A 12,750-nucleotide genomic window follows, 5' to 3' on the forward strand; every position below is an offset into this window, starting at 1 on the left:
ATATCTTAACGCGCCTTTGCGTTACGCCAGAGCCTTGAGCGCCGCCTTGCCGGCATAGATCGCCTGCTCACCAAGCTGCTGCTCGATGCGCAGGAGCTGGTTGTACTTGGCGGTGCGGTCGGAGCGCGCCAGCGAGCCGGTTTTGATCTGGCCGCAATTGGTGGCGACCGCGAGATCGGCGATGGTGGAGTCCTCGGTCTCGCCGGAACGGTGCGACATCACGGCGGTGTAGCCGGCCTTGTAGGCCATCTCGACCGCGGAAAGCGTTTCCGTCAGCGTGCCGATCTGGTTGACCTTGATCAGGATCGAGTTGGCGCGACCGTTCTTGATACCGTCGGCAAGGCGGGTGACGTTGGTGACGAACAGATCGTCGCCAACGAGCTGGCACTTCTTGCCGATCAAGTCGGTCAGTTCCTTCCAGCCGTCCATGTCGTCTTCCGACATGCCGTCCTCGATGGTGACGATCGGATAGCGTGAAACGAGATCGGCGAGATATTTTGCCTGCTCGGAGAGCGAGCGGGTCTTGTCCTCGCCGCCGTAGACGTAATTGCCATCCTTGAAGAACTCGGTCGCCGCGCAATCGAGGCCGAGCATCACGTCCTCGCCTGCCTTGTAGCCGGCCTTTCCAATGGCGCTCACCACGAAGTCGAGCGCGGCATCTGCCGACGGCAGGTTCGGCGCAAAGCCGCCCTCATCGCCGACATTGGTGTTGTGGCCGGCCTTCTTCAATTCGCCGCGCAGCGTGTGGAAGATTTCCGAGCCGCACCGCAGCGCCTCGGCAAAACTCGCCGCGCCGACCGGCAGGATCATGAATTCCTGGAAGTCGATCGGGTTGTCGGCATGCACGCCGCCATTGATGATGTTCATCATCGGCACCGGCAGTGTCCGCGCCGAGGTGCCGCCGACGTAGCGATACAGCGGCATGTCGAAGGATTCGGCCGCCGCCTTGGCGCAGGCGAGCGAGACGCCGAGGATAGCGTTGGCGCCAAGTCGGCTCTTGTTCGGGGTGCCGTCGAGATCGATCATGATCTGGTCGATCTGCACTTGTTCCTCGACGGCCTGATCGCTCAGTGCCTCGAAGATTTCGCCGTTGACGGCCTCGACCGCCTTCTGCACGCCCTTGCCGAGATAACGCTTCTTGTCGCCGTCGCGCAGTTCGACCGCCTCATGCGCGCCGGTGGAGGCGCCCGACGGCACCGCCGCACGGCCGATCGAGCCGTCTTCCAGCACCACATCGACTTCAACGGTGGGATTGCCCCGGCTATCGAGAATTTCGCGGCCAATGATGTCGACGATGGCGGTCATGTCTTGAACTTTCCTGGGAATGGTGGGTCAGGCTTCGGGGGCGTCTTACACGGCGCGCAAGCAAATGTGAACGCTTGACCAGCGGCCTTTTCCGGACGGTAGGTCCGGTTCGGAAATGACCACCTCAAAGTTGATATCAGCCACCGAACCTTCACATTGATAGGCCGGGGTAACGCGCTGAATCCCCTCCAGTTTCCTGGAACCACGCTTTCTTGCCGCCCCTCTCGCTACCGGTTGACGATCACGGCCCGTTGCGTCCATGACAGCCCTCGCAACAGGACGATCATGATGGCCAAGAAATCACTACAGAAATCATTGCAGCTCGGCCGCGCCGTGGAATGGCCGGACAGCCCGGAAAAGGCGCAACTGGACCGCGTGCCCAATCCGCAGGCCGACACCAATTATCTGGTTCGCTTCACCGTGCCGGAATTCACCTCGATCTGTCCGGTGACGGGCCAGCCTGATTTCGCGCATCTCATGATCGACTATGCGCCGGGCCAGTGGCTGCTGGAATCCAAATCGCTAAAGCTCTATGTCGCGAGTTTTCGCAATCACGGCGCCTTCCACGAGGATTGCACGGTCATGATCGGCAAGCGGATCGCAAGCGAGATCAAGCCGAAATGGCTTCGCATCGGCGGCTACTGGTATCCGCGCGGCGGCATTCCGATCGACGTGTTCTGGCAGACCGGCAAACTTCCTAAAGGCATGTGGGTACCCGACCAAGGCGTCGCGCCCTATCGCGGTCGAGGCTAAGCGCCAACCAGAAACGTGGACTCGCAGCGGACCTGCGAGAACTGTCTTGGCTTGAGGACCGAAAGGTCAGGTGCGCTGCCATGATCCACATATCGGTTCAGCACAGGCGCGAAAGTCGTATAGTTCAATCCATTAGTGCAATTCATTCTTTCTAGGTGCGCCAAAAGGAGGAAGCCCATGCGGAAGTCTCTCCTCGGGTTTGCTGTCGCAGCTCTTACCTTATCGACATCTCAGCCGCTGTTTGCGCAAGACGATGTGGACCAGCAGCTTGGTACCCTGCACTTCAAAACCTCCTGCAACGACGTGGCGCAGCGTCGCTTCGATCGGGGGATGCGCTATCAGCACTCCTTCTGGTACACCAACGCAAAGGAGATCTTTGAGGAGGCCATAAAAGCCGACCCGACGTGCGCTATGGCATATTGGGGCATCGCGCTCACGCTGATGGACAATCCGCACGCCGCAATCCCGCGGCCGAATCTGGCGCCCGGTCTCGCCGCCATTACGAAGGCCAGGGAGATCGGCGCCCCGACCGAGCGCGAACGCGGCTACATCGATGCGCTGATGGTCATGTATGCGGATTACGACAAAATCTCTCACGTCCAGCGTATGCGCGCGCTGCGCGACGCTCTGGCTCAGGTCGCAGCGAAATATCCAGACGATGACGAGGCTCAAATCGCCTACGCGATCATTCTCAACACCTCGGCGGATCTGAACGACAAGACGTACGCTCAGCAGACCAAGGGCGCCGCAATCCTGGAGCCGATTTCCCTACGGCTGCCGCAGCATCCCGGCGTGACGCACTACCTGATCCATCTCTATGACTATCCGGCGACCGCGCAAAAAGGTCTCGACGCCGCCAACCGCTACGCCAAGATCGCGCCAGCCGCGCCGCACGCCCAGCACATGCCGTCACACATTTACACCCGTGTCGGTTATTGGAAGGAATCAATCGACTCCAACGCAGCTTCCGTGAAAGCCGCGAGGGCGGAAAAGTCGGTGGGCAATTACCTGCACGCGCAGGACTATATGGTTTATGCCCATCTCCAACTTGCCCAGGACCAGCAGGCGCGCGCCGTCATCGACGAAATGACAAAGGAGAACGACTTCAAGGCCACGGTCGCGGCGGCCGACTACGCACTGGCGGCTTCGCCGGCCCGTTATGCGATCGAGCGCGGCGACTGGGACGCCGCCTCCCAACTGTCGGTCAGGCCGAGCAACCTCAACTACGCGATGGCCGTCTCGCACTTCGCCCGCGCACTCGGCGCCGCGCGCTCCGGCAAGCCGGAGGCCGCCAAGGCCGACGTTCAGAAGCTCGCCGAATTGCGCGACAAGTTGCGCGAAGCCAAGGATAATTATTGGTCCGAGATCGTCGATATCCAGCGTCAGGTGGCCGTTGCCTGGGTGCTTCACTCAGAGGGCAAATACGACGAAGCGCTCAAGGCCATGAGCGTTGCAGCTGACGCCGAGGACAAGACCGAAAAGCATGTGGTCACGCCAGGTCCGCTGGCGCCGGCGCGCGAGCTTTACGGCTTCATGCTGCTCGATCGCGGCATGGCCAAGGAGGCGCTCGCGGCTTTCGAGGCCACCAAGGCCAAGGAGCCGAACCGCTTCCAAGGCTACGCCGGCGCCGCCAAGACCGCCGACACGCTCGGTGACAAGGCTGCGGCACGACAAAACTATCAGCAACTCGTGGCACTGACGGCGAGTGCCGACGCGGAGCGGCCGGAGCTCGTAGCAGCGAAGATGTATCTCGCCAGCAACTAGCCCGACCAGAAACTGGAACGATGGTGCAATGAGGACGGTAAGTCGTGTTGCCATTGTAGCAGCGTCGCTGGGAAGCGTGCTCGCGGCGGTGCTGGCATGGACCGGTCTGCCACGGCACGCGGCCGCAACTGCGACCGCGCCGGTATGGACCGAGATAGCCTGGCCCTTCCCCAAAGATCCGTGGGGCAAAGGAAAGGCGTTCCGCTGCAAGGCTGCGGATTGTGGTGCCGAGGTGAACGTTTATCTGCGCGCCAAGATCGGCTTTTGCAATTGCACGACCGGCGTGGCCGATGACGATGATGTGGACCGCATGGGAGATCTTGTTCTCCTCGGCGAGGCCTCGCCGCTCGGCACCAGCCGTCCGATCCGAATTGCGTGGATGGAAGGTCGCAGCCGCGCTTACGCACTCAACGCTCGCAACCCGTCTGGCAAGACGGCGATATCGGTCGTTTTCAGGGACCGCTGCGACATGATCGCCGCGACTGCTGTACTCGGCCACGACCGGCCGGCAGCTATCGAGCCCAGCGTGATCGAGTTTCTCAATGGCAATACCGTCATGCGATGGGCCGAGATCACGCTAGGCCTCTAATCGGACGACGAGAACTCGTTGCCGCTTTCGCGACCGTTTGCTATCGAAAGGGAATAAGTTCCTCGCCCCCATGGGAGCGGAATCTCGTCATCCGCCGATCAAGCAGGGTGAACCGTGGGCTTCTGCCTGAGAATCCCGCGGCGATCATGAATCAAACCCTCCAGCCGATGGGCTGCTATGTTCAGGGTGGTGGCATCCACCGCACTTTCGTCGCCGCTCGCCGCCCTGGCGCGTTGGGCTTTGAGAATGTTGTCGATTTCGTCCTCGATATCCGACAGTTCGGCTTCGGACTCGACCTTCCGTATGCGCCGCGCCAAGGCATAAAGCGAATCCAGCGGTCCTTCCGGGGCTGGTGGATTTCCGATCCCCAGAAATTTCCAGGCGGCCGCAAGAACAGATGCGACACCGCCCAGGATCATCGGCGCCAAAAAGATTTCATTGCTATACTCATCCATGAAGGATTGTTCCGTGCCGTTGTAGTAAGCCGCCGCCCCTGGATGTACCGCAAGGTAAGCATCTGGATCGGTGCTGGCAGCGGTGATCTGCGCGAGAATCGGCTGCTCGGTCATAAGGTCCCGGCGTGCGGTCATGATCGTCTGCGTCAGCGTTGCGATGACGTCGGAGCTGAGTTTCTTGTTGGCGACCAGGTAGAGCGACGTCCTTAGTGTCGTCACGTCATCTTCCGGCACGGGCGGCGATCCGCGCAGGGTGCCCTTCGGCACATCGAAGCTCTCATAGGCCCGTTCGGTCTCGGCTATCGCTCCGGCGGAGTCTATGGCGATCAGAACCGGCAGCGCCTTCGGACCCTGCTGAAAAAGCCCCCGTACGAGCGACAAATATTTCCCGCTTAGAGGGATGACCACCAACAGCGCGCTGACTTCCTTGGATTGGAGCGCCTGCCGGGCTTCCGTCAAAGCCAGGTTCTTGAACAGGACCTTTGCGCGGGACAGGTCATACGTATTGTTCAGGACATCGACAATCTTTGCGTTCACCTCACCTCCAAGAACACCAACAGTGCGGCCCTTGAGTGTACTTATGCTCGTTATAGATGAACCTGGCGGAGCAATGATCAGCGCGGCCATATGAGCGACCACCAGGACGGCCTGCGCCTGCGACAAGTCACCAGCGTCGCCACGAACCACAGCCAGATCCGCTTTTCCCGCCGCAAAAGCCTTGGCGGCTTCAAGGGCGGTGCCGGTATCGGTTACGTTGAGCCTGACGGGCGCCCTGATCGAAGCGAGCCGGCCGGCAATGGCCGACATCGCCTTGGCGGCCTCACCGTCAATCGAGCCGACCGTGACCGTGAGCGTTGTGGGGCGCGTAAAATAGCGATAGCCGAGGAGACTTACGCCGGTCACGACGACGACGACACCGGCAAGGAGGACTATGCGACGCCACAACGACAATCTTATTGAGTTCATGCGCATCGTTCCAAGTCCGTAACCTGCCGGATGAGCATTAGCGGCGTCAGACGTCTTCCACGGCCCGCTTCGGTCAGGATCTGGCGGCATTCTGCAGCCTCATCAGCGGTCTGGTCGAGCTTTGCCGATTTGGGATCGATCGTCGACCCCCCCTTCCCTGTTCGCCTTCATGCCAGAGTGCTCGCGCCGAACGGAACGCATTCACGATCAACGGGTCGCCCGCGTTCGAAAAGTGCCAGACGCGGACGTCACGATTGGCATGTTAACCTGGATGCACCGCGCTATCCCGATGTGCCTCGATCCACCTTTTGACGGCATGCTGGAAAGCAGCGATGAAGCCGTAGTGATTCCGAACATCATGAGACCATTTGCGGCCTGCACTCGACCCACCACAGCGGAGGCCGTAATTTATTTAAACTGACTTAGTGTCCGCTCAGCACCAGCGTCTTGATCGGCAATAGCAGCGCCTGGATCCGCAACAGCAAGGCATGAACGAGTCCAGTCGCATCGACGGCGTGCAGGGCAAAACCCTTCAGCGCGCCGGTTTTCGGGTCGGCAATCACGTCATGGTTGCTGGTATAGGCATTGACGATGCAGGAGCTGCCCGGCGTAACACCGTCGAGGCCACCCTTGTAAAGCGGCTCAAGGAACACGAGAATCGAACCCGGCCTTTGCAGGTTCTGCGGATCGATCAACACCTCAGTGGCCCGGAACTGACCGGCGGCGATGAAATCCTGCACGCTGGTGATAACGAGCGGAATGATCACCCAAGGTCTCGAGATGCAAGTGGCTTCCGCGATCATGCCGGGCTTCATCACCTGGGCCTCGATCTGCCCAAAGCCGGCCTGCAATCTGCCGCGGCCCGCTTCATCGGGAATCATGACTCCGGCCGGCCGCATGATCTGGGCGACGAGGTCGCCGGGGCGAACGAGGAATTGCTCGACGCGGCCATCGACGCCAGCACGGACAAAGGTCTTGTCGAGATCCACTTGCGCCTCCGCCTGTGCGGCCTCAGCGCTCGCCCTCTCGGCCGGCAACAGCGTGGAGACACGCAACGCCGAAGATTCCCTGGCGGCAGCTGCGGCATCGACGCCAGACTGTCGCTGATCGACCAGCACCTGCAGCTTCTCGATGTCACGTTGCGGCACGATGCCCGGATTTCGACGTTGCAATTCACTCTTCACGTCCAGTTCGTCCTTGGCCTGCTGCAGGGACGCTTTCGCCTCACCGATCTGGGCGTCCGCCTTGACGACGTCGGCCCGCGCCGAGATCAACGACGCATCCACCTCGGCGATCTTTCGCTTGGCGGTCTCCACTGCGGCGGCTTGCTTCGAACTGTCCAGCCGGAACAGAACGTCACCCTTCTTTACCGGCGCGGTGAAGTCGACATTGACCTCAACGACGCGGCCGGAGCCTTCGGGCAAGATCGGCACTGTGCGGAAGTAGATCGCCGCGGAGGTTGTCGAGGGATGGAAATAGAAGATCATCGTGATCAGTGAGATCGTGAGCATCAAGCAGCTCGTGATGCCCCATCGCAACTCGTACCAGACGGAGAAAAAGGTAATCTCCTTGCCGAGCCGCTTGCCCTGCCGATAGCGGCGAAAGAGGTAATCGGGAAGGATCGTCACCATCGAGCAGAGCATGAGCTCAAACATGGTTGTGCACCCCTTCCCTCGCGGGCGTCTTGGCGCCCGAATGGCCGCCAGGAGTGGGCTCAACTTCGGGTTCGGCAGCCGGCGCGCCCGGCGTGGCGTCGGCAATGCGCTCGACAGAGTCGGCAATACTGCGCATCGGCGTGCCGAAATCCGGCAGGTCGATCAGGGCAAGCAGCAGCCCCGCGACCCAGAAGATATGCATGTGGGTAAAGAGCGATATCAGCCCGAGCACGGCGACAACCTCGAACTGCAGCTTCTGGGACTTGTGCGCCATGCGCTCGGGCAGGCTGTGCAGCTTCCAGTACAGGGTGCCCACCCATAATACGGTAGCTACAAGGAAAATGCCCATGATCACCGTCAGGGTGTCCGACCCGTCAGCGCCGGGAATAAAAAACGGCAGGTGATGCGGCGCGCTCGGGTGAATCGACTCGCTCAAATGGCTCTCCATTCCGAATGCCCGCGATTATTCCGCAGGCCACTTAAGCACGAGGCCAATTCGACCCCGTCAAGGGAGCTAATCGTTGATTTAAGTCAAACCAAACAGCCGAGAGCGCCGACAGTCGAAGCCGGCTCATCCTTGCACAATACAGAAACTTGGCAAGCGCCGAACGTGCGCCTGCGACGCGAGAGGAGTTCATCGCAATCGTTCGCCTTGAACCAGACGGCGGGTGTGACCGACCACCGCACATGCACAATACCTTTTCCGCCCTTCTCGGGCTGATCGCCCCACTCTTTCTCGCCGCCACAATTGCGAACGCCGCACCGCCGGCAAAGCAGGCTGAAGACCACTACATCGCCGCGCGCGACGCGGCGATCGAGAAAATTTCGGCCATCTACGATGCCGGAAACACCGACGATGCAGCTCGGAAGGCCGAGGAAACCGCGAGCGCCGATCTCACAGCGCAGATGCGTGCCATTCTCAATGAGGCCGTCCGGGAGGGCTTTGGCCCGGCCAAGCTCCACATCGACACCTTCAACAAGGGCGACGAAGGCTTTGGCATGCTCGACGGGCTGCGCTTCGACGCCGTGGTCGGCAAGAACGGCGACAAGGCCGGCCAGGACGGCGCCGACGGCAAGTATGTCGAGCCGAAGGCGCATATCATCGTTACATCGCAGACGCTGTTCGAACGATGGCTGCGCGCCCACAAGGAGTGGTGGGGCAACAACGTCAAGAACGTGCCGCAGCAGATCGGCGCCGCGCTGAAGGACGAGAGTTTTTACACCCAGGCGGTATCCAGCGGCTCCGCGGTGGTGAATTTCAATTCGCTACCCATCGCAAAGCCGGCCGGCGCAACCTTCGCATATGGGATGCTGGCGGGCCGAACCCAGTCGGACATTCCCGACGCGGCCGACACCGTGTTCGTCTCGGCGATCGCCAACGGCAAGGTATATGTCGCCTACGGATCATTCGATCCCAAGGTACAAATCCCGGCCTGCATCGCCGTCCGGGCCAGCTTCAACAAAAAGGCCGAACAGGCCGAGGACGACCTCCGGTTCGAGAGGATCGGCAGGAAGGCCTACGACAAATTGGGAAACCTGCGCCAGAAGGGCGAAGACAAATACAAGCGCTGCTTCACCCAGAATGCGCCAAAGCAGGCCTCCTTTTCGGAAGCGACCCGGCAGGCGCAGAAATTGTTGTCGGCGGCGATGGGAAGATAGCTCGGGCGTGAGCTGATCGATTCAGACGTCCGCTTTTGTGCAAGCGCCAAGCCATCTTCGAGAGGTGAGGCACAACCACCGAAGCGCTGACATCCCGTTGGCACGCACTGGCTTTCAGACGAACCTTCCTTTAGTGAGTGAGGTCGATGGGCCTATCGTTCGCCCGGCCAACGCGGCGTCAGATTTCGGCCAAGCTGCGAGCTGAACATGCGCAACTTTCTGACGATCATTGCGGTGGTATTCATGAGTTCGACGCACGTCGTTCAGGCTCAACCGGTCACTGTCGATCCGGAGTCCGTCGTCCCCCTGCCGGACAAGTTCGATATCGAGCTGCCGGCGCCCGACGTGCCGCCCGAGGTTGCCCGCTTTCACGGCGCCTGGATCGGAACTTGGGGCGACGACAACAGGCATGTCCTCGTGGTCGAGCGCATAAGGCCCGACGGGCATGCGAACGTGGTTTTCGCGCACGCGGACTCGGCTTATTACAACATGTATCGCGAATGGTTTCGGGGCGAGGCGACGATCGCTGACGGCGTGCTTACCTTCCACGCTACTTTCACCGTCGCATCCGTGACGCTGCGATTTGTGTTCGACGGCCCCGACCGGTTGTACGAGACCGCGACCTACCGACCGGAGGGCGTCAGATCCGGAACACTGGTCCGCACCGATTTGGCGCGGCTATCTAAACACGATCTACCGATAGAATGGCCGGGGCCTGGCGAGCGCGTGTCCATTCCACACCTGACGGTCCGGACGCCGGATGGCGCACGGCCGATCATGCTCGAAGCAACGGTGTACCGGCCTGCCGGGTCTGGGCCAGTGCCGCTTGCGATCGTCAGCCACGGAGCCGACGCCGGCCGCAACCAGCTCAGGACGTGGTCAGCCTTGACCGAAGCGCATTGGCTTCGCGACAGGGGATTTGCCGTGCTGGTGTTGATGCGCCGCGGACGCGGCAAGTCCGAGGGAATCAATGGCGAGGAAAACTTCGGGCGTGACCACGAGGGCAGCCTCGTCGATCTTTCGGCAGGGATCGCGGAGGCTGTCGAGGATCTCGCATCGGCAATTGCCTATGGCCGCAAACTGCCCAACGTACGGCCGGGTCCCGTGCTGCTCGTCGGCCAGTCGCGTGGCGGATATCTCGCCCTCCACTATGCCGGTCTCAAACCCGGCGAGGTCATGGGCGTGGTGAGCTTCTCCGGCGGCTGGTACCCGTATGCACCGGTCACCACGCCGGACTTCGCCAAGGCTGGCCGCGGCGCGACGAACAAGGTCCCGCAGCTTTGGCTTTATGCAGACAACGACCGCCTCTACGACGAGGCGATGATCCGCGGCTATTATCAAGCGTTCGTCGCAGCCGGCGGCAGCGCGCGCTTCGAGTTGCTCCACGGTATTCCCGGCGACGGCCACTTACTGCGGCTTTATCCCGACCGGTGGCGGCCGATTGCCGACCAATTCCTGGCAACGCTCGAGCTGCAAAGGCGCTTCTAGCAACACGGGCTACGTTCCCACCGCGTCCGCCGGCCGCGTCTGGCGCAGCAGCTTTGCACAGGCAAAGCCGAGCACGATCATCACGGCTCCCGCGGTCAGCAAGGTCGGGGCCTTGCCGGCATGCTGGATGCCGAAACCATAGGCGATCGGGCCGACGGTTTGGCCCATGAAGAAGAAGAACGAATGCAGCGACAGCGCGGTCGCGCGGGCTTCTACCGACAATTCACTGGCGAACACCTGCAGGCAACCGTGGATCATGTAGAAGCCCCAGCCCATGAAGATCAGACTCAGAGCTTGGACCTTCGCGCCGGGACCCAAGGCGACGACGGCGAGTTGCAACCCCACCAGCGTTGCGCCTGATATCATCATCCCTTTGACGCCAAGCAGCGGCAGAAATCGCGAAACGCTCAGCGTGTAAAAAAGGCCTCCCACCGCGAAGCCTGCGATCACGAGGCCGGCGATCGACAAACTGGTTTCACCGAGTTCAAACAGAAACGACGCGATGAAGGGAAACAACCCCAGCACACAGCAGCCTTCGACAAACACCGCCACATAACAAAAAGCATTGGGGTTGGAGAAGATGGTGCGATAGCCCTGTTTAAGCGCCGCAAAGTCCGTTTTGGGAGGACGGGTCAACGCAGCGCCGCGAAACCCGGCGGCCACGGCGATCGAGGCCACAATGACCAAAACGCCAAGTACGGCAAGAACGCCGCGCCAGCCAAGAAGATCACCGATCAGCCCGGAGACCGAGGCCCCCAACAGATTTCCGGTCATGGAGCCCATCAGCGTGCGTCCGATGGCGATCTGGCGTTTTTCAGGTCCGACCAGATCGCTGGTAAGACTGAGCGCAACTGGAAATACGCCGCCTGAGCCGATCCCGGCGAGAATCCGCGACGCGAACAGCAGCCAGAACGACGTCGCCATCGCGCCGAGGATGTTGGCAATGCCCAGCAGCACCAGGCACACGATCATCAGCCGCGCCTTGCCGAACAGATCGGCCGCCGCGCCGAGCACCGGCTGTATGATCGCAAAGGTGAAGGCGAAGACGGCGGCGAAACTGGCGGCAGACGCGATGCTGACGCTGAAATCGTCAGCCACATGCGGCAACACCGGATCCAGCGCCCGCGCCGACAGGCTTGCAGCAAATGTCGCGAGCGTGATGATATTGAGCGCCGGGGGCAGGCGGCTCGATGAGGTCACAGCGAGGCGTTCTTGGCCAATGCGTCGAAATCCATCAGCCGCTTCACCAGCGCTTCGAACTCGCGCAGCGGCACCATGTTGGGCCCATCCGAGGGTGCACGATCGGGATCGGGATGGGTCTCGATGAACACGCCGGCGACGCCGACGGCCACCGCCGCGCGCGCCAGCACGGGCACGAATTCGCGCTGGCCCCCGGATGAGGTGCCCTTCCCGCCCGGCTGCTGCACCGAATGGGTGGCGTCGAAAATAACCGGCGCCCCCGTCGTCTGCGCCATGATCGGCAGCGCACGCATGTCGGAGACCAATGTATTGTAACCGAACGAGGCACCGCGTTCGGTCACCAGCACATTTGGATTGCCGCCGCCGGTGACCTTGGCCACGACGTTCGCCATTTCCCACGGCGCCAGGAACTGGCCCTTCTTGACGTTGACGACCTTGCCGGTCGCCGCGGCCGCCAGCAGCAGATCGGTCTGACGGCACAGGAAGGCCGGGATCTGCAACACGTCGACCGCCTGGGCGGCCTCGGCGCATTGCGAGGGCTCGTGCACGTCGGTCAGCACGGGCAGCCCGAGCGAGGAACGTATCTCGGCGAAAATCGGCAAGGCCTGCGGCAGGCCAATGCCGCGACCGGCCGCGCCCGAGGTGCGGTTCGCCTTGTCGAAGGAGGTCTTGTAGACGAGGCCAATTCCGAGGCGGCCCGCGATCTCCTTCAACGCGGTCGCCACTTCAAGGGCGTGCGCGCGACTCTCAAGGGCGCAAGGGCCGGCAATGATCGAAAGCGGCAAGCTATTGCCGAATTTGACCGGGCCAACCGAGACGACCGGGGCTGCATCGAGTTTCGCGTTCAAGGGATTTTCCTTACGTTGAGCGCGGACCATGCCGGTCCGCGCTTTCAGGATCAACCCCGTTTAACCCC

At 61.6% G+C, this 12,750-nt stretch carries 11 protein-coding genes; 5 read left to right on the forward strand and 6 right to left on the reverse strand.

The window, feature by feature from the left end; genetic code table 11:
- Positions 1 to 21: 21 nt before the first annotated feature.
- Positions 22 to 1,305, reverse strand: a complete 1,284-nt coding sequence (eno, locus tag ACPPVP_RS24770; protein WP_426525340.1) for a phosphopyruvate hydratase — start codon at positions 1,303 to 1,305, stop codon at positions 22 to 24.
- A 288-nt stretch (positions 1,306 to 1,593) separates the two neighbouring features.
- Between eno and queF the strand changes: the two genes are divergently transcribed.
- The 3 genes from queF (at position 1,594) to ACPPVP_RS24785 (ending at position 4,411) form a co-directional block, all read left to right on the forward strand.
- Positions 1,594 to 2,058, forward strand: coding sequence for a preQ(1) synthase (gene queF / locus ACPPVP_RS24775; protein ID WP_426525342.1), 465 nt, complete (start codon positions 1,594 to 1,596; stop codon positions 2,056 to 2,058).
- A 177-nt stretch (positions 2,059 to 2,235) separates the two neighbouring features.
- Positions 2,236 to 3,822, forward strand: a complete 1,587-nt coding sequence (locus tag ACPPVP_RS24780) for a tetratricopeptide repeat protein (RefSeq protein ID WP_426525344.1) — start codon at positions 2,236 to 2,238, stop codon at positions 3,820 to 3,822.
- A gap of 76 nt (positions 3,823 to 3,898) precedes the next feature.
- The gene (locus ACPPVP_RS24785) at positions 3,899 to 4,411 is read left to right on the forward strand and encodes a hypothetical protein (RefSeq protein WP_426525346.1); all 513 of its coding nucleotides are present in this window, start codon (positions 3,899 to 3,901) and stop codon (positions 4,409 to 4,411) included.
- A gap of 98 nt (positions 4,412 to 4,509) precedes the next feature.
- Here the strand turns inward: ACPPVP_RS24785 and ACPPVP_RS24790 are convergent, their stop codons facing one another.
- The 3 genes from ACPPVP_RS24790 to ACPPVP_RS24800 form a co-directional block, all read right to left on the reverse strand.
- Positions 4,510 to 5,832: a TAXI family TRAP transporter solute-binding subunit gene (locus ACPPVP_RS24790; protein WP_426525347.1), complete on the reverse strand. Its 1,323-nt coding sequence runs from the start codon at positions 5,830 to 5,832 to the stop codon at positions 4,510 to 4,512.
- Between the two features lie 422 nt (positions 5,833 to 6,254).
- Positions 6,255 to 7,487 carry an HlyD family secretion protein gene (locus ACPPVP_RS24795; protein WP_426525349.1) on the reverse strand — a complete coding sequence of 411 codons (1,233 nt, stop codon included), beginning with the start codon at positions 7,485 to 7,487 and terminating at the stop codon, positions 6,255 to 6,257.
- Positions 7,480 to 7,923, reverse strand: coding sequence for a hypothetical protein (locus tag ACPPVP_RS24800; protein ID WP_426525352.1), 444 nt, complete (start codon positions 7,921 to 7,923; stop codon positions 7,480 to 7,482). Before ACPPVP_RS24800 ends, ACPPVP_RS24795 begins: the two co-directional genes overlap by 8 nt.
- A 251-nt stretch (positions 7,924 to 8,174) precedes the next feature.
- Between ACPPVP_RS24800 and ACPPVP_RS24805 the strand changes: the two genes are divergently transcribed.
- The gene (locus ACPPVP_RS24805; protein ID WP_426525354.1) at positions 8,175 to 9,146 is read left to right on the forward strand and encodes a hypothetical protein; all 972 of its coding nucleotides are present in this window, start codon (positions 8,175 to 8,177) and stop codon (positions 9,144 to 9,146) included.
- A gap of 207 nt (positions 9,147 to 9,353) precedes the next feature.
- A complete protein-coding gene (locus tag ACPPVP_RS24810) occupies positions 9,354 to 10,634 on the forward strand; it encodes a dienelactone hydrolase family protein (RefSeq protein ID WP_426525356.1) in 1,281 nt (426 codons plus the stop codon).
- A 9-nt stretch (positions 10,635 to 10,643) separates the two neighbouring features.
- Here the strand turns inward: ACPPVP_RS24810 and ACPPVP_RS24815 are convergent, their stop codons facing one another.
- On the reverse strand, positions 10,644 to 11,834 hold the full coding sequence (locus ACPPVP_RS24815) for an MFS transporter (RefSeq protein ID WP_426525358.1): 1,191 nt from the start codon (positions 11,832 to 11,834) through the stop codon (positions 10,644 to 10,646).
- Entirely contained in the window at positions 11,831 to 12,712 is an 882-nt protein-coding gene (gene kdsA, locus ACPPVP_RS24820) for a 3-deoxy-8-phosphooctulonate synthase (RefSeq protein ID WP_426538040.1), read from the reverse strand. Before kdsA ends, ACPPVP_RS24815 begins: the two co-directional genes overlap by 4 nt.
- Positions 12,713 to 12,750 lie beyond the last annotated feature (38 nt).

The organism is Bradyrhizobium sp. McL0615, from assembly GCF_049993905.1.
In the GTDB taxonomy this organism is placed as follows: Bacteria; Pseudomonadota; Alphaproteobacteria; order Rhizobiales; family Xanthobacteraceae; genus Bradyrhizobium.